This window comes from Thiohalobacter sp. IOR34, from assembly GCF_030406045.1.
Classification (GTDB): domain Bacteria; phylum Pseudomonadota; class Gammaproteobacteria; order Thiohalobacterales; family Thiohalobacteraceae.
The window spans coordinates 1,252,016-1,271,427 of the sequence record NZ_CP128988.1 but is presented as its reverse complement, the minus strand read 5'-3'; the positions used below and the strand labels follow the sequence as shown (position 1 = coordinate 1,271,427).

Genomic DNA, 19,412 nt, shown 5'->3' with positions numbered 1-19,412 from the left:
CTGAAGGCATGGCAGAAAGTAGTCGCCTATGCATCATTGTTCATCATTCTGATATGGACACTGCTTGGACTCTTTGCCATCTGGTTGATACTCACCCATCCTGAATGAACCTATAGCAACAGGAAGAGAATCATGCCTCAGTCAGAATCACCAATTGCCGTTCTCATTGTAATAACGGTACTGCTCTTCTTCTTCCTGGGAATAGCGATACTCGTGCTTATCGATCACAAGGCACGATTGCCAGGTGGTTTCACGCATGACCCATTCAGCATATCCGGCATCAGGCGCGACCATCCGGTGATCGCCTTTCTGACCACGACCATACTGGTCGCGATCATCGGCAGCCTAGCATTGGAGTTGCTGGCGACACTCTATGAGACCTATGCCAAGCCAAGGACTGAGAAAGAAGAACCAACCCTGATGAGTGCGATCGAGGCACAACGCAAGCATGAACGCATCAGGCACTTTCACAATATTTCTGCAGAAATAGACCCGACCCGCGGGCAAAAGGCAGTCTGCCTCCTCTGCCATGGTGATTTCCCACATTCCAAGGAGCGAATGATTCGCACCATCCTGAACATGCATACCCAGTTCATTGGTTGCATGACATGCCACAACGATCCTCGACTCATACCGGAGTCATCGTTGTCCTTCGGATGGTTGAACTACTCTGGAATCGAGGTCGATGGCCCCCATTTCGGAACTGATATCAACCAGCAAACCGGCGACCTGATCGAGACCGACGATTATTACTCGAAGATCGTCGCATACAGTGACGGTCAACTGCTGGAGATCACACCAGATAGACCCGAGGCACGCGAATTCTACAGTGTTTACAAGCATTTGAGTGATCGCGACCGTGAAGCGGTCAAGGAGCGATTTCACAAACTCGTCACACCCAAGGGCCGTTTCTGCAGCAGATGCCACAATCGCGAGGAACCCTATCTCGACTTTTCTGCACTCGGATTCACCGAACAGAGGCAGGAAAACCTGACCAATCTCAATATCATCGGCCTGGTCGAGAAATACAAAAAATTCTATATCCCAAATCTCCTTAAATCGAAAAAATCCCTGCCCCCGCTGGAAAACCTGACTGGCCATTCCAGCAGCAAGGTCCTGGCAAGCCCTGATGACAGGAACCGTCAGAAACCCTGGTGGGAAAAGACCGATGATCGGACACGCTGACAGGTCTCGCCATGGCAGATCCTCCACCCAGACCATGCAGGAGTGGCTGGCTGTAGCCCTCCTGTTTGTCCTGATCTCTTTCATCGCAATCACGCCATGCCTTGCCAGTGAGCCACATACCCTGGTGGCCAAGCACCTGTATGACCTGCAAGGACCACCGGGCAGTCCGCTCAGCCTGCCCAGCGATGTGGTCCTGGACAGCAGCGGCCGGGCCTATGTCGTCGACGGCGGCAACAACAGGATTGCAGTCTTCTCCAGCACAGGAAAATGGCTCTATGAAATAGGCCGGAAAGGCAAGCAGTTCAACGGCATGAACGGACCCGTAGGCATCGGGATTTCTGCAGACGGCATCCTGTTCGTCGCCGATCGCAACAACAGTCGGGTGTTGGGATTTACCCTGAATGGCAAATTGATCCAGGATATCCCGCTTCGGTCCGGGAAGTATTCCATCCACCCGATCGATGTCGCTGTTTCTGCGGATGGCAGCCGGCTTTTCATTACCGGCAACAATAATCACAGCCTTATGGTCTACACCCGCGATGGAGGCTATCTCAGCCAATGGGGAGGTGAAGGCGTCGACGAAGGCCAATTCCGCTACCCGGCCACTCTTTCCCTCGATGGCACCGGCTCGATATATGTCGTCGATGTCCTCAACACACGTGTACAAAAGTTTTCCGAGGATGGACGATTCCTGGTGCAGATCGGAGAATGGGGGGTACGGCCCGGCAACTTCTACCGCCCCAAAGGGGTGGCTGCTACAAGCAGTGGTGTGGTACTGGTTTCCGACAGCTACCTCAATGCAATTCAGGTCTTCAGTAGCGACAGTCGTTTCCGGTTCCAGCTCCTAACGGATGACCCCTCGCGTGGCTTCACCACACCGAGTGGCCTCGCCCTGGGCAATAATGGACTGTTATATGTCTGTGAGATGCTCGCCAACCGGGTCTCTGTCTTTCAACTGGATCTGCCTCCACCATGATTTCCACACGCACCCCTCACAACACCCAGGCGGTGCTTCTGCTGCTGCTCCTGGCACTTGCCCTGATCTTCAACAACCAGACATTTGCTGCCCGAGATATTGGCGCACAACGTGAATGCGCCATCTGTCATGTCATGTGGATCAAGGCATTCAAGCGTGAAGACGTGCAGACCCTGATCCCTTACGAACCAAAGCCGGTTCTCGAAACCGGCCGACAAGACGTGGTCAGCACCCCACGTATGTGCTTTTCCTGCCATGATGGCTTCGTGCTCGACTCACGTTTCCTATGGAAGAAGGGAAGGCATCAGCATCCGGTCGGGGTCAAGCCCTCGGAACGCATCAGCCTTCCGGTAAAGAATGGCAAGAATCTGTTCCCCCTCAATGACGATGGAAACATCTATTGTGGCAGCTGCCATTCGGCGCACGGGGTCGACTGGGAGACAACCGACTCGCCCATCTTCATGCGCGTCCGCAGTATCGACGGGGCACTCTGCCAATCCTGCCACGAGGAGAAGACCCATGGCCCCGCCAGTGGCAGCCATCCAATCGACAAGCCGCTGGAGAATCCACCCGCTCTGTTTCGAACTACACATGCCAAACTGAGCAACGATGGCAGGATCACCTGTCAGAGCTGCCATACCGCACATGATGCACCGGAGGAGAAGCTGCTGGTCGTTTCCAATCCGCGTTCCGAGCTATGCGGCACTTGCCATGCCGACCGTTACACCCACTCGCTGCAGGCAGCCGCCGAAGCCCGCACCCATCCGGTCAATCTGCAGCCAGGCAAGGCCTCCATCCCTCCCCGTCTGATCAGCTTGGGTGCCAGGAGGGGTCCCCGCGGGGAGCTGATATGCCAGACCTGCCATCGGCCGCACGACGCCAAGTCCCCGTCCGGCCTGCTAACGGCAAGCAATGCCGCTTCCCGTCTGTGCCTGAGCTGCCATCGCCAGCAGCGAGGCGTGATCGGTGGCAAACATGATGTGGCCGAGCTCGAGCCCGGCAAGCGGGACAGCACGAGCGGTACCTGTGCTGCCTGTCACAGGCCGCACCAGGGCAAAGGACCGAAGATGTGGGCGCGTGATCGCCCACCCGGCCTCGACCCGATGGCCACGCTGTGCCTGAGTTGCCACCAGGCGGACGGTATGGCCCGCAAACACCGGACCGGTCGTCACAGCCATCCGGTCGGCGCGCCTATCGCGCGGCTGGGCCAGGCGGTCAGCCTGCCGGCGTTCTCCGCCACGGGTGTCAAACACCAGGGCGATGGCAAGGGCATGCTGAGTTGCGCAAGCTGCCACGATCCTCACCAGTGGGATCCAGCTCACGCCGATCGACGCGGCAACAGCAAGGAAGAAGGCAATGAACGAACCAGCTTCCTGCGCATCGCCAACGACAGTAACTCGAAACTCTGCCGTCGATGTCATATCAGCAAGCGGGCCATTGCCGGCAGTGAGCACGATCTGGCGCGCTCCGCACCCAAGGCGCGCACGGCGGGCGGCAAGACGGCAAAACAGGCCGGTCTCTGCGGCAACTGCCACCGGGTACACAACGGCCTCGGCCCGCTGATGTGGGCGCGGCAACTGCCGGCAGGTATCCGGCCGACCGCCGCGCCCTGCCTGAGCTGCCATCGCCAGGACGGCCCCGCCGCCAAGAAAGCGATCGACGGCCACAACCACCCGCTCGACGTACCCATCGGCCGGCTGGGTATCAAGGCCACGCTGGACCGCTGGCTGAGCCGTCTGCCTCAGCGTCTGGGCATCCTTCCGCCCACCCCCCTGCCTCTGTTCGATCTTGCCGGCAGGCGCAGCACCCACGAGGGACGGGTCGGTTGTGCCACCTGTCACGATCCGCACCGCTGGTCGACCCGCGGCAAGCCGGAGGTGAAGGTCGAAGGAGATGCCGACAGCAGCTTCCTGCGCATTGCCGACGGCGGTCGCAGTGCACTGTGCACCAACTGCCATCTGCAGAAGAGCGTGGTCGCACGCAGCCGCCATGCTCAAGCCCGGCTCTCACTGCCGGACAATAGCGGGCGGGGGAGCTGCAGCCTCTGCCACCGGCCCCATCAGGCGCGCGGCCCCTTTCTCTGGGCTCGTGATATGGGACCCGGCAGCACTGCCGTACAGCGCCTCTGCACCGACTGCCACCGTGCTGACGGGGCCGCCAAGGAGCACACCACGGGCGAACACAGCCATCCGCTGGGCATCAAGCCTTCTCCCCCCTACCGGCCACGTCGACTGCCGCTGTTCAGCAGCAGGGGCAGCCATGACGAGAAAGGTCATCTGGACTGCGCCAGCTGCCACAATCCGCACCAGTGGAATCCAGACAGGCCGCGCCAGACCGACGACATGAAGACCGAAGGGGATGCACGCACCAGTTTTCTGCGCATCAGCGCCGAGAAGGGCGATCTCTGTGCCGACTGCCACCGCCAGCAGGCGGCCATCCTTGGTACCGACCATGATCTGGCGGTAACCGCTCCGACTGCGGTCAACGCCCGCCATCAGACCGTGTCCGAATCCGGCCTCTGCGGCCAATGCCATGGCGTGCACAACGCGGGCAGCGAATTGCGTCTCTGGGCACGCGTCCCCGGTGCCACGGGCAGCAACCCGGTGGAACGACTGTGCCGCAGCTGCCATGCCGCGGGGGCATCGGCCTCGGCCAAGATCCCGGTGGAAAGCCAGCATCCAACCCGCATCCTGGTCTGGGCGGAAAGCCTCCGCGCCGGCCTGCGACCCGGCAGCCACGGCGCAGTGCCGGTCTTTGACGAGAACGGCAAGCAGGCCAGCATCGGCAACATCAGCTGTCCGTCCTGCCACGACCCCCATCGCTGGCGAGCCGGCAGCGACCATCCAGGCAGCGGCCGCAACGAGGAAGGCGATGTCACCAGCAGCTTCCTGCGCCTGTCGGATACCCGCGACTTCCTGTGCGCCGATTGTCACGGCCCCGATTCCCTCTACCGATACAAGTACTTCCATGCCAAGAAGGGCCATATCAAGCATTCCCTGGCCCGCTGAGCCCGCCCCGCTTCCTCTACCGGCTCAAGGATTCCCCCCGGGTTCCCGATAACAGGGCAGATCCCCCTGCTTTCATCAGCGGTCCCGACGGGGGCAGCGTCCACACGCTGCCCGGCCCGAAACCGCCGCGAGCACAGGAAACTTGGGCATGAATAGCGGTTTCGCTCGATATCTCAGCATCTTGGCGATGATGTTCAGCCTGGTTGGAAACGCCATGGCCGGCGGCTTTGCCGATGCGTTCCGCGATTTCGTGCTCGGCTCACCGGCCGAGGCCAGCGTGCTAGCGGCGCAAGACCAGCTCTCACGCGCCAGCCAGGCACGGCACTGCATGCAGTGCCATGACGGCAGCAGCGCCACGGCGATCACCATCAAGGATGCGGACAGCCCCATGCAGATCCGCGGCCACCGCACTCTGGATCATCCCGTGGGCATGTCCTACGCTCGCCATGCCCGCCGCAATCCGGCGGTCTATGTCGCGCCGGGCAAGCTCGACCCGCGCATCCGGCTGGAAAACGGCACCGTCACCTGCATCTCCTGTCACCGGACACGCGACGCTGGCCACACCACCCAGGTATCCGACCGCAGCCCCTCGTCCGCCAACAACTGCACCGCCAGCGCCGATCTCACCACCGGCCCGGAACCGGGCCGGTTGTGCATCGCCTGCCACGCCATGTAGTCAGAGCCCCGGATCAAGGCGACCGTCTCTCGAATACCCTCTTCCTGTCAACCCGGCAACCAAATAGGTTGCCGGGTTGACAATATCCCAAAGCAGAAACGAACGCGCCCGGCAGAACCGGGCGCAATGCGAATAACGAACGGTGGACGAAACTCAGCGCCGCCGCTTGCTCCGAGCTGCCACACCACTGGCTGCCAAGCCGATGAGGAACAGGCTGGCAACGGCCGGTTCAGGCACCCCACCCGTCGGCGGGGGCGGGGGTGTCGTCACCGTATTGGTGAAGGAGAAGCTCAGGTCGTTGTAGTTGAAGGGACCGTTGTACAGGTCCTCGAAACTCACCAGGGTCTCCTTCGGCTGCCAGTTCTCCTGCACCCGGGCATGCACATGCTGGTCCGGATTGCGGCTGGCCGGACCGGTGAAGTAGTCATAGCCCGTGTTGTTGACATGCAGGCGGAAGACCAGTTCCGTACCCACCGGGAAGGAGCCGAGGTTGACCTGGCTGCCCACCGCGGAACTGTGGTTGTTGAAGATGAAGACATCGCCGTCGCCCTGCACCAGGTACAGGTCGTTGCTGTACATCGCCGAGTTGCCCTGGTAGGTGGCGATGATCGGGTTCGAGTTGCCGACGATCACCTTCAGACCCTCGGTTCCCGGTGCTGCGATGGGGAAGGCATGCGCCACCAGCGGCAGCAACAACGCCAGGCCCAGGGCCACAGTCGTATGCATGTATCTGATGATGTTCATGGGTGCTCCCTCCCTTGCCGCAGCTTGTTTTGTACATCGCAGATTGATATACGCTCTTGATCTATCGACCTGCAGATTCCGTTCCAATTATTCTTTTACCTATCAAACAATGCGTTACATTGACACAAGGGCGCATCCCCGAGAAGACTGTAAAATCCCCTGACACAGCAGGCTCGCATCCACCGGAACGACCGGAAAACTGGAGCGGACCGCTCGATCCCCTAGCCCGGATGTTGCGCCAAGGCGGCCCGCATGATCGGAGTGCAGGCTGGTATACAAGGCCAGGAGGCTCGCAAATAGGCCCTCGTGGCGGGGTACGCTTTGTGCCTATTCGATTGACTCCGGGCATCCTGCCCTCCGCCCTTCGGGCCAGCCTTGCGGCTGTTCAAAATCGCTCCCGGCGATTTTGTCAGGGCGCATCTGGCTGCGCATCCTGGCCGATCGCCCTTGAATCATAGCTACGGCCATGCTTCCGCGGACGATCGGCCAAGCTGCCTTGCCAGCTCCGCCCTGAGAATCGAATCCTTGGTGCAATATCCGGGCTAGCAGCCTGTCGGACTTAGGCGATCGTAGCGAGCAGGGTGGGAGAACGAGAACGAATCTTCACGATTTCGAGGCGCATAGCGGGCACTACGCAACGAGAAATCGGGGAGATTCGGGCCGCTCTCCCACCCGCGCAGTAGATCAGTCCTGAGTCCGACAGGCTGCTAGCCCGCAGATCAGCGCAGCAGCGCATCCTGGGAGAAACCCTCGCTCTCGAGGATCTCACGCAGTCGCTTGAGGGCATCCATCTGGATCTGCCTCACCCGCTCCCGGGTGACGCCGATCTCGTTGCCGACCTCCTCCAGGGTGCTGATCTTGCGGCCGTGCAGACCGAAGCGCCGTTCCACCACCTCGCGTTGCTTGTCGTTCAGCTGGTCGAGCCAGAAGTCGAGGTTCTGCCGCACGCTGATCTCGGCCAGCAGCTCGGACGGATCGGGATTGTTGTCGTCGGGAATCGCGTCCAGCAGCGAGCGCTCGTTGCCATAACCGAGCGGGCTGTCCACCGATGCGGTGCGTTCGTTGAGGCCGAGCATGCGCCTGACGTCCTCGATCGGCTTGTCGAGCAGCTCGGCGATATCCTCGGGCTTGGGTTCATGGTCCAGGGTCTGGGCCAGTTTGCGGGCCGCGCGCAGATAGACGTTGATCTCCTTCACCACATGGATGGGCAGGCGCACGGTACGGGTCTGGTTCATCAGGCCGCGTTCGATGGTCTGCCGGATCCACCAGGTGGCATAGGTGGAGAAGCGGAAACCGCGCTCCGGATCGAACTTCTCCACCGCCCGGATCAACCCCAGGTTACCTTCCTCGATCAGATCGAGCAGCGCCAGGCCGCGATTCATGTAGCGCCGGGCGATCTTCACCACCAACCGCAGATTGGATTCGATCATCCGCTTGCGCGCCGCCTCGTCGCCCTTCTGGGCAAGACGCGCGTAATAGACCTCTTCCTCGGCACTGAGCAAGGGAGAGAAACCGATCTCGTTGAGATACAGGCGGGTGGCATCCAGATGCTGGCTGGAGACTTCCCCGACCTCGAACACGGTGTCGCCGGGCAACTCGGCCGGCTCGGTTGGCAGAGATGCCTCGGCATCCATATCCGGGACCGGTACCGCCGGGTCCGTTTCCAGCTGTTCGGCGTCGCGATCACGCGCCATCGTCCACCTCCAGTGTTGCCGCACTGCGGCCCCGCTCCCCCGAACGGTGACGCGTGCTGTCTGTCTACCCTGAACCGCCGCTCAAGATCGCGGCAGGTACCCGAGTGGATCAACCGGCCGTCCATTGCGCCGGATTTCAAAATGCAGCATGACCCGGTTGGTACCGCTGTTGCCCATCTCGGCAATCACCTGCCCGGCTCGGACCGCATCGCCCTCCTTCACTAGCAGCCTGCGGTTGTGACCATAGGCGCTGAGAAAGATGTTGTTATGCTTGATGATGATAAGCCGTCCGTAACCAACAAGTCCACTCCCCGCATAGACCACCCGGCCAGCCGCCGCGGCCTTTACCTTCTGGCCGGCACGACCGGCGATGGCGATACCTTTTTTACCGGTGGAACGGCCATCGAAACGCTTCAACAGCCGCCCGCGCACCGGCCACTGCCAGCGCAAGGCCACTGCCGGCTGCGCCGATCTTGCCTGCCTGCGCACACCGGCCGCGGCCTTCGTCCGAGCTTCTTTCCTGGCGGTTCCTTTCCGCTGGGGGGCGGGTGACGTGGCCTTCTTCCGGGGCGGGGCAGGCACCGCCGGGGCCGCCTTCAGGCGCAACCGCTGACCGACATAGATGGTGTAGGGCGGACCAATGCCATTGATCTGCGCCAGGCGGTGATAGTCGAGACCATACTGCCAGGCGATGGAGAACAGGCTCTCGCCGCGCCGCACCAGATGCACCGCCGGCCGGCTGGCTGGCGAACTCGCAGGGACTGCGACCGGCAGGCGCTCCCCCACCGGTGCCCGGGCCCTGGAACCCGAACAGGCGGCGAGCAGCAGACAGAGCAGGAGTGTCAGCAAGCGGAGCGGAGTCGCGCGCAGAATCCCGGGAAGCATCGCCGCACCCAGCATGGCCGCCCGATTCAACTCCGCAGGACGAGATAGGCCACGCCGGCCGCAACCACCAGCAGCCAGCCGATGCCCTCGATGTAGTCGCGCAGCACCCGCTCCAGCCGCGGGCCACCCCAGGCCATCAGCAGGGCGACCAGCAGGAAGCGCGTGCCCCGGCCGACGAGCGAGGCGGCGGCAAAGGGCAGCAGCGCCATCGACAGACTGCCGGCGGCAATGGTGAACACCTTGTAGGGGATGGGCGAGAAGCCGGCCAACAGCACGGCCCAAAAGCCCCAGGTATCGAACCAGGCACGGGCCGTGGCGTATTTCTCCCAGTAGCCGAGGTCGCGGATCAGCGGCTCGACGGCCTCGAAGGCGAAATAGCCGATGGCATAACCGAGGAAGCCACCGAGCACCGAAGCCAGGGTGGTCAGCCCCGCCAGGCCCAGGGCACGGGCCGGCCGCGCCAGGCTCATCGGCGCCAGCATCACGTCCGGCGGGATGGGGAAGAAGGACGACTCGGCAAAGCTGAGGGCGGCAAGATACCAGGGGGCGCGGGGTGAGCGCGACCAGCGCATGGTCCGCTCGTAGAGGCCGTTGAACAGGCCCACTAGCCGGCCCCTCCGAGCAGGGGCACGAAGCTGACCGCCTCCAGATCCTCGCGTTCACAGACGGCACCCCGCCGGGTGATCACTGCCAGCGTCTGGCCGTTGCGCCCGCCGACCGGGATCACCATGCGCCCGCCATCGGCCAGCTGCTCCAGCAAACCGGTGGGAATCTCCGGCGGTGCCGCGGTCACCAGGATGGCATCGAAGGGTGCCTTGCTCGGCCAGCCCCAGCTGCCGTCGCTGTGCTTGAGCTGGATGTTGCGGAACCCCATCTGCCGGAAACGCTGGCGGACACGCCGGGCCAGGGCGTCGATACGCTCCACGGTGAACACCTTCTCGACCAGCTGCGACAGCACCGCGGCCTGATAACCCGACCCCGTACCCACCTCCAGCACCCGCCGCGGCTCGCCACGCAGCAGCTCCTCGGTCATGCGCGCAACGATATAGGGCTGGGAGATGGTCTGGCCGAAGCCGATCGGCAGCGCCGTGTCCTCGTAGGCGCGGCTGGCCAGGGCCTCGTCGACGAACAGGTGCCGCGGCATGCGCCCCATCACCTCCAGCAGGGCCTCATTGACGATACCCTTGGCGCGCAGCCGCTGCACCAGCCGGTCTCGGGTGCGCTGCGAGGTCATGCCGATGCCGCTGATCCGGGTGTGCATCAGACCTCCAGCCAGCCGGCGATGCGCTGCAGGGCATCGTGCCGCGTCAGGTCGGCATGGATGGGCGTCACCGAGACGAAGCCGTTGCGCACCGCGTGGAAGTCGGTGCCCTCCCCCGCATCCTGCTCGCCACCCGGCGGACCGACCCAGTAGATAGGCCGGCCGCGCGGATCCTGCATGCGGATCACCGGCTCCGACTTGTGACGGTGACCGAGGCGGGTCACGCGGATCCCGGCCAGATCCTCGTAGGCGAGATCGGGCACGTTGACGTTGAGGATGGTATCGCCGGCCAGCGGCTGCTGGCGCAGCCGCTTCACCAGTTGGCAGGCGATGCGCGCGGCGGTCTCGAAGTGACGCGGCCGGGCGGCGACCATGGACACGGCGATCGCCGGCAAGCCGAGAAAACGCCCCTCCATGGCCGCCGCCACGGTCCCCGAATAGAGCACGTCGTCACCGAGATTGGCCCCGGCGTTGATGCCGGAGACGACCAGATCGGGTTCGTCGTCGAGCAGGCCCGTGATGGCCAGGTGCACGCAGTCGGTGGGGGTACCGTCGACACGGATGAAACCGTTCTCGGCCTCGGTGGCGCGGATCGGATTGTCCAGAGTGAGGGAATTGCTGGCACCGCTGCGGTCGCGGTCCGGGGCCACCACCGTCACCTCGGCCAGCCCGGCCAGTGCCTCGGCCAGGCAGCGGATACCCGGTGCCCGGTAGCCGTCGTCGTTGCTGATCAGAATGCGCATGCTCAAGCGGTTTTACCTTTGGACAGCCCACACTATACTGGAAGCGCACCGCTTCTCACACACAGGAACCCCGCATGTCCCGCCGCAAGCGCCCCCCGGCGGCAGCCTCCGTCGACCCCGCCGATCGCGCCCTGTTCCGGGACAGTGTCGGACCGGTCAGGCCGTTGCGCTCGGACCGGGTGCAGCACCCGCCGCGCCGCCCGCCACCGCAGCCGCGCTTCCGTCAGGCGGACGAGCGGGCCGTGCTGCGCGACATGCTCTCCGACGCCTTCGACGCGGCCGAACTGGAAACCGGCGAGGAGCTGCTGTTCGCCCGCCCCGGCCTGCAGGGACGGCTGCTCAAGCGGCTGCGCCGCGGTCAGCTGCCGATCGACGCCGAATGCGACCTGCACGGCCTGACCGTGGCCGAGGCCCGCCAGGTGCTGGCCGAGTTCCTGCTGCACAGCCGGCTCAACCGGCAGTGCTGCGTGCGCATCATCCACGGCAAGGGACACGGTTCGGTACAGCGCATCCCGGTGCTCAAGCGCAAGGTCGACCACTGGCTGCGACAGCGCGACGAGGTACTCGCCTTCTGCTCGGCGCGGCCGGTGGACGGCGGCACCGGCGCCGTCTACGTGCTGCTCAAGGCGCTGCGCTGAGCGCCCGGTCCTCGATGCGAAACAGCTGTTCCAGCAACACCGTGGCATAGCTGCCGGCAGGCAATTCGAAGCCGAGCCACAGCTCGTCCGCCGCCGCCCATTCCCAGACCAGGCCGGCGATCCGCACCCGCAGCGCACGCCGGTCGGCCTCCAGACCAAGGCGCTCCAGGCCGCGGATCCAGTCTTCCCGTCCGGCCAGCGCCGCCTGTTCCAGGGCCAGCGCCTCGGCTTCCACCTCCACCGGTCCACGGCCACAGAGCGGCCCCGTGGGGTGGATCTCCAGGCGCTCGCAGCGTCCGCGGGTTTCCTCGTCCACGGCCTCGATACGGAAACGGCCGCGCCGCCGGTCGAGCTGCAGCACGTCGCCCGGCAGACAGCGGTCCCAGACTCCCTGTCCGATGCGCGCCGCGAGCACCTGGTTGAACAGCAGGCTGCGCGCGGCCGACAGGTAGAGCGCCCGCTGGTGCCGCGGCGGCCGCCGCAGCTCGCCGGCGAACAGGGCCGCAGCCCGTGTCAGATTGGCGCCGTCGCGACCGAAGCGCTGGGCGCCGAAATAGTTGGGCATCCCCCGCTCGCGCAGCGCTTCCAGGCGCGCATCCACGGCCCGGGCATCGGCCGCCACATCACGCAGCCGCAGCTCGAATCTGTTGCCGAGCAGCGCCCCGCGACGCAGCTTGCGGCCATGGCGGGTCGCCGCCAGCACCTCCACCCGGCCATCCTCGAGGGCCGTCCAGTCCGGATCGGGGCGCCCCGGCAGGTAGACCGAGAACCACTGCTCGGTCACCGCATGGCGGTCCTTGAGACCGGCGAAACCCACATCGCGCGGCCGGACGCCGGCCAGGCGGGCAATCTGCCGGGCCAGCCACTCGGTGTTCTGTTCCCGCTTGCGCAGCTTCAGCCAGGCATGCTCGCCCGCGCCGTCCGGCTCGCAGGGCGGCATCTCGAAGACGCGGAAGTCCTCCGGCCGGCAGCGGATCTGCGCCGTGCCCAGGGGCGGGCCGAAGGGGCCGGGCAAGGTCTCATTCCCGTTCATGGTCCACTGCCAGGCCGACCGGTTTATTGATGCCCGTCATGGTGAGCACGGCGCGCGCCTACTAGGCTGGCGGACACGGGAATCGATATCTGGACCTCAAGGAGGCGTGCAATGAAACTGCTCTCGGAACTGTTCGGCAACTTCACCGGCCTGCTGTCGCTGTTCGTGGTGGTGTTCATCATCGGCATGGCGATCTTCCTGTTCTCCTGGTTCATAAAGAACTCGCAGCAACCGCCGCAGAGCTGATCGCCCCCGCGTTCAGTCGCCATCGAGCAGGCGGCCAATACCGCCCAGCACCGAGCCCTCACCCTGATCCTTGCCGCCGGCCCCCGGGGCATGCTCCAGCACCCGGTCGGCGAGGCGCGAGAACGGCAGGCTCTGGATCCAGACCTTGCCGTGACCGCGCAGGGTGGCGAGGAACAGCCCCTCGCCGCCGAAGAACATGCTCTTCAGGCCGGGGGTCATCTCGATGTCGTACTCGATACCGCGGGTGAAGGCGACCAGGCAGCCGGTATCCAGGCGCAGGGTCTCGCCCTTCAGTTCCTTCTCCACCACCGTGCCGCCGGCATGGATGAAGGCCATGCCGTCACCCTGCAGGCGTTCCAGGATGAAACCCTCGCCGCCGAAGAAGCCGACACCGAGCTTGCGGTTGAAGGCGATGTCGACCCGGGTGCCGAGCGCGGCACAGAGGAAGGCATCCTTCTGGCAGGTCACCTCCTCGCCCAGGGTGGCGAGATCGAGCGCCAGGATGGCGCCGGGGAAGGGCGAGGCGAAGGCGACCCGCCGCTTGCCGCTGGCCCGATTGCTGAAGTGGGTCATGAACAGCGATTCCCCGCTGATCATGCGCTTGCCCGCGCTGAACAGCTTGCCCATCAGGCCCTGCTCAGGTTCCGAGCCGTCGCCCATCCGCGTCTCGAAGACGATCCCCTCTTCCATGTAATTCATGGCACCGGCCTCGGCGATCACCGTCTCGCCCGGGTCGAGCTCGACTTCCACCATCTGCATGCTGTGACCGATGATCTCGTAGTCCACTTCATGACAACGCATGGGCAGGGTTCCTCCGTGTGTGGCGCCGGGCGCTCTGATGGACGATATGGGAGGGGGCATTCTACTGTGCCAGGCAGGGGCCGCAAATGCGGGTCGCCATGAATTGACGAAATGATCAATTAGACTGCTTTTAACAGCCTGCACACGCCTTTTCTTGACTTGTACGTCAATTCTGATTTACTTGGAAGATGATTCGCACAATGATTGACGCCGGGTTCAACCCCATGCCCGAGCCATCGACGACGCTGCTGGAACAGATCCTGGCTGCCGCGCGCGAGCGGGGCCTCACCCAGCAACAGCTGGCCAGCCGCGCCGGGATCACGCCGGAGACCCTGTCGCGGATGAAAAAGCGCGGTAGCGGGGAGCTGACGACCATCGAACGGCTGGCCGCGATCGTCGGCCTGCGGCTCAGCCTGCTTCCGGACGACGACCGGCTGGAGGCCCTGCGCCAGGGACGCTTCTTCGAATGACCGACCGCCATGCCGTGATCTGGACCCGCGGCCCCGAGGGTCCGCTGAAGATGGGCAATCTGGTGGCCACCCCCACCGAGTGCCGCTTCAGCTATACCGAGGACTTCCTCGGCCGGCCGGGCCTGCCGGGCCTGTCCCTGATCGCCCCTCCAGGGCTCTATGACCGCGAGGCCGTGGTCTACCCGAGCAGCGCGCGCATGCCCCTGCACCCCCGCCTGATGGCCCTGTTGCCCGGTGATACCCCGGGCAATCTGCAACGGCGCGTGCTCACCGCCCTGCTGGCCCGCCAACCGACACCGCCGCGACCCGGTTTCGAGACCGAATGGGCGCTGCTGCTGCTCGCCGGCCATGGCGGCATCGGCCATCTCGACGTGTTCGCCGACGACCTGCAGGCGCGGGACTGGTACGAACGCCAGCCGGCTGGCGGCGAGGCGATCGGCCGGCGCTCCGCCGTCTGGCGCTTCGTTCGCGAGGAGGTCAGACAGACGGCGCACAGCGTGGACCCCGACGTCATCAGCGACCTGCTCGGCCCCACCCCCTCGGTCGGCGGCATGATCCCCAAGCTGCTGGCCGCCATCCCCGATACGGCCGACTGGGACGGCCGCTTTGCCGCGCCGGGGACGGAACGCATCGGCCCACAGGCCTGCGTCGAGGTCGTGCTCAAGGTGGAACCGCCCCAGTACGAAGGGGTCCTGGCGCTGGAGGGACTGTGCCTGGACATCCACCGCGAACTCGGTTTCGAGGTGCCGCGCCATTGGCTGGCCGAGGTCGACGGCCTGCGGCTGCTGGCGGTGGAACGCTTCGACCGCGATACCCACGGACGCCCGCTGCCCATGGAGAGCTTCCTTTCCGTGATGGCCGCCGGCAACCACCGGGTGTTCGGCACCGGGGATACCGAACTGAGCGCCGTCGGCCGCATGCTGGAGCGGCTCGCCACCCTGGTCGACCTGGACCGGCGCGTGGCGCAGCGCGAGGTCTATCGCCGCTTCGTTCTGGCCTTCTGCACCGGCAACGGCGATCTGCACCTGGAAAACCTGGCCTTCCTCGGCGGCCCGGAGGCGGTCCGGGTGGCGCCGGTCTACGACCCGGCACCGATGCGCGCCTGGCCGCGCCACAACCTGCGTTCGGCCATCCCCATCGCCTTCGAGCCCGGAATCGGGCTGGGTGACAACCTGGTCGCGCTCGGCCATGCCTTCGGCCTCAGCCAGCGCGAGGCGGCGGAAATCCTGGTCGACATCCTGGAACGCACCGCGGACTACGGCGAACGACTCATGGCCCTCGAGACCGTCCCCGCCGGACGCCGGGAAAACCTGGCCCGGCTGATTGCCGAGGAACGCCGCCTGCTGGGAAGCTCGCTGCGCCGACCTGGCTGAAACGGCGAATCGACCCGCAGTCTGCCTCCGTGGCCCGGCCTGGCGCAGGCCAAGTGGTTGATGAGGCCGGAGCACCGCGGTGTGCTGCACATGACCTTCTCCTCGTTGTATCCCGATTCGGAAGTTTGGAACACAGCCTGAAGGCCGGATTTCACGGCCCTTTCCGAAAACCGGCAACCGGTCACAGTCAGCCGGGCTGTCAACCGATTCCGCGACGTGGCGTTGTGAACTCCTGTAGGCAGAAGATTCACATCCCTCAGGACACAGGAGAAAACACCATGAACAGGACATCCCTCGTCAGCATTGCCTCCCTTCTCTTCCTCGCCACGGCCGCCGCCCCGGTTCTGGCCGGCAAGGTACAGGGTCAGGGCTGGGCCAAGGGCCAGGGTGCCGCGCGCGGCGCCGGTATCGCCCGGGGCTCGGGTACCGCCAGCGGCAGCGGCATGGTGATCTACCGGGACGCCAACGGCGATCTGCACCGGAAGCGGGGCACGGGCACCGTCTCCGGCCAGGGGATCGTCATCGGCAAGGGCGGCATCGCCGGCAGCGGCGCGGCCTATGGCCGGGGACGGGCCATAGGCCACGGCTCGGCCGGCCGCTTCCGCTAGCCCGGATATTGCACCAAGGATTCGATGCTCAGGGCGAGGCTGGCAAGGCAGCTTGGGTGATCGTCCGAAAAGTCATAGCCGTTGCCATGGCTTGAGGAGGATCACCCAGGTTGCGCAGCCAGAGTCGACCTGACATCGAATAGGCGCAAACTGTAACCCGCCCAAGGGGCCTTTCATGGCCATGGCGTCCTTGGATTACAGCACGAACCCCCTTCATGCCAGCCGCCTTGGTGCAATATCCGGGCTAGCTAGGGCCTTGGCTCTACACCAATCGCGGCCTGGAGGCCGCTCCTACGCACAACCTGTTGTAGGAGCGGCCTCCAGGCCGCGATTGGACGGGATCCACGGCGGGCAATGCCCGGAGTCAGTCGAACAGGCGCAAAGTGTCAGAAAAATGGGGTCAAGAAAAAGGGGTCAGAGAAAAAGGGGGCAGGTCTCACATTCCACTATTTTCTATTTCCATGAACTCTGCAACAGCGCGCCGGGCAGTATGGCGATTTGAAGTGTCGGAGTGTTGGATAGTGAGACCTGACCCCTATTTCTTTTGCTCCTCATTGTTGGATTGTGAGACCTGACCCCTATTTGCTATGAAGTGTCGGAGTGTTGGATTGTGAGACCTGGCCCCTATTTGCTCTCTATTTGCTCTATTTCCTCAGTTCTGCGCCAATCCCGAACCATTCCATGGGAATCCCCCCTGTTTTTTTTCGCCGTTTCTGTCATCATCCGCATCGACACAGCAACCTGAACAACTGGACATAGGAGGATACTCTCGTGGGAGTTCTCGTAGGCCGCAAAGCCCCTGATTTCACCGCCCCGGCCGTACTGGGCGACGGTTCCATCGTCGATGATTTCAACTTCTCCAAGGCCGTCGATGGCAAGTATGCGGTGGTCTTCTTCTATCCCCTGGACTTCACCTTCGTCTGTCCTTCCGAACTGATCGCCTTCGATCACCGCCTGGAAGAGTTCAAGAAGCGCAACGTGGAAGTCATCGGCGTCTCCATCGATTCTCACTACACGCACAACGCCTGGCGCAATACCCCCATCAACGAGGGGGGCATAGGTCCGGTGGGTTACCCCCTGGTGGCCGACATGACCCACGCCATCTGCAAGGCCTATGACGTCGAGACCCCCGACGGCGCCGTGGCCTTCCGCGGCTCCTTCCTCATCGACAAGGATGGCGTGGTGCGTCATCAGGTGGTCAACGATCTGCCCCTGGGCCGCAACATCGACGAGATGCTGCGCATGGTCGACGCCCTGCAGTTCCATGAGGAGCATGGCGAGGTCTGCCCCGCCAACTGGCACGAAGGCGAGAAGGGCATGAAGGACACGCCGGAAGGCGTGGCCGAGTACCTGGCCGAGAACGCCGACAAACTGTAAGACGCTTTGACAGTCGCACGAAAAAGGCCGGTCGATGACCGGCCTTTTTCGTGCTAGCCCGGCCCCTCTTTGAGCAACGCCACCGCGAGGGCCGCGATGCCCTCGCCACGGCCGGTGAACCCCATGCGTTCGGTGGTCGTCGCCTTGATACTGACCCGGTTGACCGGCACAAGCAGATCCTCGGCAACATAAACCCGCATGGCCTCGATGTAGGGCGCGAGCCGCGGCGCCTCGGCGACGATGGTGACATCGACGTTGCCGACCGAAAATCCTTCCTCCCTGATCAGCCCGACGACCCGGCGCAGCAGGACACGGCTGTCGATGCCCTTGAACTGCGGATCCTTGTCCGGAAAGTGATGACCGATATCACCCAGCGCGGCCGCCCCAAGGAGGGCATCGCACAGGGCATGCAGCACGACATCGCCGTCGGAATGCGCGGCCAGGCTTCGTTCGGAAGGGATTTCCACCCCGCCCAGCACCAGCCGCCCGCCTGCCTTGAAGGCGTGCGCGTCGAACCCCTGACCGACTCTCATAGCCGCCCCTGCCGCTGCAGATAGAATTCCGCCAAAGCCAGATCCTCCGGACGCGTGATCTTGATGTTATCGGCATGGCCCTCCACCAGCTGCGGATGACCGCCGGCCAGCTCCATGGCCGAGGCCTCGTCGGTGACCGCCTCGCCCCGGGCCTCGGCCCGCGCCAGTGCCGCGCGCAGGGCATCGAAGCGGAACATCTGCGGGGTCAGCGCATGCCAGAGCTGGCTGCGATCGAGGGTCAGGGCGACCTGGTTGGCGGCATCCGCCTGCTTCATGGTGTCGCGCACCGGCACCGCCAGCAAACCGCCGACCGGATGATCGCGCAGGCTGTCCATCAGCTTCTGCAGATCCTCCTGGCGCAGGCAGGGACGGGCGGCGTCGTGCACCAGCACCCAGTCGTCGTCATGGGCATGCTCGGCCAGCACCGCCAGCCCGTTGCGCACCGAGTCGCAGCGCTCGGCCCCGCCCGGTGCCTGCCACAGCGGCCGGTCGTAGTTCAGTGACAACCCGTCCCAGTAGGGATCATCGTCGGCACGGGCCACCACCACGGCAGCGATCCGCCGACAGGCATAAAGGGCATCCAGGCTATGCTCCAGCACCGTGCGATCGCCCAGGGTAAGATATTGCTTGGGGCGGTCGGCCGCCATGCGCCGCCCAACCCCGGCCGCCGGCACCATGGCCCAGTATCTGGCCATCGCTCAGTCCCCTCCCCCGTCCGCCGCCGGTTCCACGACCTGATAGAACAGCTCGTCACGCCGGATCATGCCGAGTTCGGTGCGCGCCCGCTCCTCGACCGCCTCCAGTCCCTGCTTGAGGTCGCGGACCTCGGCATCCAGCGCTTGGTTGCGTTCCCGCAGCTGCCGGTTCTCGGCCCGCTGCCGTTCCACGGCCTGCCCCAGGCGCCAGACCTCCGCCAGGCTGCCGTCGCCGACCCAGAGCTGGTACTGCAGGAGCAGGAAGAGGAGAACCAGCAGCACGCCGAAGATACGCATGCGCAGTGCCCGCTAGCCCGGATATTGCGCGAAGGATTCGAGTTTCAGGGCGAAGCTGGCCAAGCAGTTTGTTCGATCGCCCGCCGAAGCATAGCCGTAGCTATGGTTCAAGGGCGATCGGCCAGGATGCGCAGCCAGATGCGTCCTGAAATCGAACAGGCACAACCTG

21 protein-coding genes are annotated in these 19,412 nt (G+C 64.3%); 10 read left to right on the top strand and 11 right to left on the bottom strand.

Features of this window, described 5'->3' with window-relative positions; genetic code table 11:
- Positions 1-132 precede the first annotated feature (132 nt).
- The 4 genes from QVG61_RS05865 (at position 133) to QVG61_RS05850 (ending at position 5,845) form a co-directional block, all read left to right on the top strand.
- Positions 133-1,185 (top strand): hypothetical protein, encoded by a 1,053-nt coding sequence (locus tag QVG61_RS05865; RefSeq protein ID WP_289932435.1) that lies wholly within the window; start codon positions 133-135, stop codon positions 1,183-1,185.
- On the top strand, positions 1,169-2,161 hold the full coding sequence (locus QVG61_RS05860; RefSeq protein WP_289932434.1) for an NHL repeat-containing protein: 993 nt from the start codon (positions 1,169-1,171) through the stop codon (positions 2,159-2,161). The genes QVG61_RS05865 and QVG61_RS05860 overlap by 17 nt, the downstream gene beginning before the upstream one ends.
- Positions 2,158-5,169: a cytochrome c3 family protein gene (locus tag QVG61_RS05855; protein ID WP_289932433.1), complete on the top strand. Its 3,012-nt coding sequence runs from the start codon at positions 2,158-2,160 to the stop codon at positions 5,167-5,169. Before QVG61_RS05860 ends, QVG61_RS05855 begins: the two co-directional genes overlap by 4 nt.
- Positions 5,170-5,317: 148 nt before the next feature.
- The gene (locus QVG61_RS05850; protein ID WP_289932432.1) at positions 5,318-5,845 is read left to right on the top strand and encodes a hypothetical protein; all 528 of its coding nucleotides are present in this window, start codon (positions 5,318-5,320) and stop codon (positions 5,843-5,845) included.
- Between the two features lie 153 nt (positions 5,846-5,998).
- Here QVG61_RS05850 and QVG61_RS05845 read toward each other — a convergent pair whose 3' ends face one another.
- The 6 genes from QVG61_RS05845 to surE form a co-directional block, all read right to left on the bottom strand.
- Complete coding sequence (locus QVG61_RS05845) at positions 5,999-6,589, bottom strand: PEP-CTERM sorting domain-containing protein (RefSeq protein WP_289932431.1); 591 nt, start codon at positions 6,587-6,589, stop codon at positions 5,999-6,001.
- Between the two features lie 719 nt (positions 6,590-7,308).
- Positions 7,309-8,283: an RNA polymerase sigma factor RpoS gene (gene rpoS / locus QVG61_RS05840; RefSeq protein WP_289932430.1), complete on the bottom strand. Its 975-nt coding sequence runs from the start codon at positions 8,281-8,283 to the stop codon at positions 7,309-7,311.
- 81 nt (positions 8,284-8,364) lie between these two features.
- A complete protein-coding gene (locus QVG61_RS05835; RefSeq protein WP_289932429.1) occupies positions 8,365-9,183 on the bottom strand; it encodes a peptidoglycan DD-metalloendopeptidase family protein in 819 nt (272 codons plus the stop codon).
- A gap of 11 nt (positions 9,184-9,194) precedes the next feature.
- Positions 9,195-9,773: a YqaA family protein gene (locus tag QVG61_RS05830; protein WP_289932428.1), complete on the bottom strand. Its 579-nt coding sequence runs from the start codon at positions 9,771-9,773 to the stop codon at positions 9,195-9,197.
- On the bottom strand, positions 9,773-10,429 hold the full coding sequence (locus QVG61_RS05825; protein WP_289932427.1) for a protein-L-isoaspartate(D-aspartate) O-methyltransferase: 657 nt from the start codon (positions 10,427-10,429) through the stop codon (positions 9,773-9,775). The genes QVG61_RS05830 and QVG61_RS05825 overlap by 1 nt, the downstream gene beginning before the upstream one ends.
- Positions 10,429-11,172: a 5'/3'-nucleotidase SurE gene (gene surE / locus QVG61_RS05820; RefSeq protein ID WP_289932727.1), complete on the bottom strand. Its 744-nt coding sequence runs from the start codon at positions 11,170-11,172 to the stop codon at positions 10,429-10,431. Before surE ends, QVG61_RS05825 begins: the two co-directional genes overlap by 1 nt.
- Before the next feature lie 74 nt (positions 11,173-11,246).
- On the opposite strand from surE, the gene QVG61_RS05815 reads away from it, so the two are divergent.
- The gene (locus tag QVG61_RS05815; protein WP_289932424.1) at positions 11,247-11,810 is read left to right on the top strand and encodes a Smr/MutS family protein; all 564 of its coding nucleotides are present in this window, start codon (positions 11,247-11,249) and stop codon (positions 11,808-11,810) included.
- Here the strand turns inward: QVG61_RS05815 and truD are convergent.
- A complete protein-coding gene (truD, locus tag QVG61_RS05810) occupies positions 11,794-12,843 on the bottom strand; it encodes a tRNA pseudouridine(13) synthase TruD (RefSeq protein WP_289932423.1) in 1,050 nt (349 codons plus the stop codon). The genes QVG61_RS05815 and truD overlap by 17 nt on opposite strands.
- A 111-nt stretch (positions 12,844-12,954) precedes the next feature.
- On the opposite strand from truD, the gene QVG61_RS05805 reads away from it, so the two are divergent.
- On the top strand, positions 12,955-13,089 hold the full coding sequence (locus tag QVG61_RS05805) for a DUF3149 domain-containing protein (RefSeq protein WP_289932422.1): 135 nt from the start codon (positions 12,955-12,957) through the stop codon (positions 13,087-13,089).
- Positions 13,090-13,101: 12 nt separating this feature from the next.
- Here the strand turns inward: QVG61_RS05805 and QVG61_RS05800 are convergent, their stop codons facing one another.
- Entirely contained in the window at positions 13,102-13,896 is a 795-nt protein-coding gene (locus tag QVG61_RS05800; RefSeq protein ID WP_354671211.1) for a TIGR00266 family protein, read from the bottom strand.
- A gap of 194 nt (positions 13,897-14,090) precedes the next feature.
- On the opposite strand from QVG61_RS05800, the gene QVG61_RS05795 reads away from it, so the two are divergent.
- From QVG61_RS05795 to QVG61_RS05780, 4 genes are all read left to right on the top strand, one after another.
- Complete coding sequence (locus QVG61_RS05795; RefSeq protein WP_289932420.1) at positions 14,091-14,360, top strand: helix-turn-helix transcriptional regulator; 270 nt, start codon at positions 14,091-14,093, stop codon at positions 14,358-14,360.
- Positions 14,357-15,733 carry a HipA domain-containing protein gene (locus QVG61_RS05790; protein WP_289932419.1) on the top strand — a complete coding sequence of 459 codons (1,377 nt, stop codon included), beginning with the start codon at positions 14,357-14,359 and terminating at the stop codon, positions 15,731-15,733. Before QVG61_RS05795 ends, QVG61_RS05790 begins: the two co-directional genes overlap by 4 nt.
- Before the next feature lie 278 nt (positions 15,734-16,011).
- Entirely contained in the window at positions 16,012-16,341 is a 330-nt protein-coding gene (locus QVG61_RS05785) for a hypothetical protein (RefSeq protein ID WP_289932418.1), read from the top strand.
- A 771-nt stretch (positions 16,342-17,112) separates the two neighbouring features.
- A complete protein-coding gene (locus QVG61_RS05780; protein ID WP_289932417.1) occupies positions 17,113-17,718 on the top strand; it encodes a peroxiredoxin C in 606 nt (201 codons plus the stop codon).
- Between the two features lie 53 nt (positions 17,719-17,771).
- On the opposite strand, the gene ispF is transcribed toward QVG61_RS05780, so the two are convergent.
- The 3 genes from ispF to ftsB are packed head-to-tail and all read right to left on the bottom strand — an operon-like array spanning position 17,772 to position 19,243.
- The gene (ispF, locus tag QVG61_RS05775) at positions 17,772-18,251 is read right to left on the bottom strand and encodes a 2-C-methyl-D-erythritol 2,4-cyclodiphosphate synthase (RefSeq protein WP_289932415.1); all 480 of its coding nucleotides are present in this window, start codon (positions 18,249-18,251) and stop codon (positions 17,772-17,774) included.
- On the bottom strand, positions 18,248-18,946 hold the full coding sequence (ispD, locus tag QVG61_RS05770) for a 2-C-methyl-D-erythritol 4-phosphate cytidylyltransferase (RefSeq protein ID WP_289932414.1): 699 nt from the start codon (positions 18,944-18,946) through the stop codon (positions 18,248-18,250). Before ispD ends, ispF begins: the two co-directional genes overlap by 4 nt.
- 3 nt (positions 18,947-18,949) lie before the next feature.
- Positions 18,950-19,243 carry a cell division protein FtsB gene (ftsB, locus tag QVG61_RS05765; protein ID WP_289932413.1) on the bottom strand — a complete coding sequence of 98 codons (294 nt, stop codon included), beginning with the start codon at positions 19,241-19,243 and terminating at the stop codon, positions 18,950-18,952.
- Between the last annotated feature and the right edge of the window lie 169 nt (positions 19,244-19,412).

What these genes read in the sequence shown, in the direction of transcription:
- QVG61_RS05865 (WP_289932435.1), top strand. Translation starts at nt 133, where the DNA reads ATGCCTCAGTCAGAATCACCAATTGCCGTTCTCATTGTAATAACGGTA.
- QVG61_RS05860 (WP_289932434.1), top strand. Translation starts at nt 1,169, where the DNA reads ATGATCGGACACGCTGACAGGTCTCGCCATGGCAGATCCTCCACCCAG.
- QVG61_RS05855 (WP_289932433.1), top strand. Translation starts at nt 2,158, where the DNA reads ATGATTTCCACACGCACCCCTCACAACACCCAGGCGGTGCTTCTGCTG.
- QVG61_RS05850 (WP_289932432.1), top strand. Translation starts at nt 5,318, where the DNA reads ATGAATAGCGGTTTCGCTCGATATCTCAGCATCTTGGCGATGATGTTC.
- QVG61_RS05845 (WP_289932431.1), bottom strand. Translation starts at nt 6,589, where the DNA reads ATGAACATCATCAGATACATGCATACGACTGTGGCCCTGGGCCTGGCG.
- rpoS (WP_289932430.1), bottom strand. Translation starts at nt 8,283, where the DNA reads ATGGCGCGTGATCGCGACGCCGAACAGCTGGAAACGGACCCGGCGGTA.
- QVG61_RS05835 (WP_289932429.1), bottom strand. Translation starts at nt 9,183, where the DNA reads ATGCTGGGTGCGGCGATGCTTCCCGGGATTCTGCGCGCGACTCCGCTC.
- QVG61_RS05825 (WP_289932427.1), bottom strand. Translation starts at nt 10,429, where the DNA reads ATGCACACCCGGATCAGCGGCATCGGCATGACCTCGCAGCGCACCCGA.
- surE (WP_289932727.1), bottom strand. Translation starts at nt 11,172, where the DNA reads ATGCGCATTCTGATCAGCAACGACGACGGCTACCGGGCACCGGGTATC.
- QVG61_RS05815 (WP_289932424.1), top strand. Translation starts at nt 11,247, where the DNA reads ATGTCCCGCCGCAAGCGCCCCCCGGCGGCAGCCTCCGTCGACCCCGCC.
- truD (WP_289932423.1), bottom strand. Translation starts at nt 12,843, where the DNA reads ATGAACGGGAATGAGACCTTGCCCGGCCCCTTCGGCCCGCCCCTGGGC.
- QVG61_RS05805 (WP_289932422.1), top strand. Translation starts at nt 12,955, where the DNA reads ATGAAACTGCTCTCGGAACTGTTCGGCAACTTCACCGGCCTGCTGTCG.
- QVG61_RS05795 (WP_289932420.1), top strand. Translation starts at nt 14,091, where the DNA reads ATGATTGACGCCGGGTTCAACCCCATGCCCGAGCCATCGACGACGCTG.
- QVG61_RS05790 (WP_289932419.1), top strand. Translation starts at nt 14,357, where the DNA reads ATGACCGACCGCCATGCCGTGATCTGGACCCGCGGCCCCGAGGGTCCG.
- QVG61_RS05785 (WP_289932418.1), top strand. Translation starts at nt 16,012, where the DNA reads ATGAACAGGACATCCCTCGTCAGCATTGCCTCCCTTCTCTTCCTCGCC.
- ispF (WP_289932415.1), bottom strand. Translation starts at nt 18,251, where the DNA reads ATGAGAGTCGGTCAGGGGTTCGACGCGCACGCCTTCAAGGCAGGCGGG.
- ispD (WP_289932414.1), bottom strand. Translation starts at nt 18,946, where the DNA reads ATGGCCAGATACTGGGCCATGGTGCCGGCGGCCGGGGTTGGGCGGCGC.
- ftsB (WP_289932413.1), bottom strand. Translation starts at nt 19,243, where the DNA reads ATGCGTATCTTCGGCGTGCTGCTGGTTCTCCTCTTCCTGCTCCTGCAG.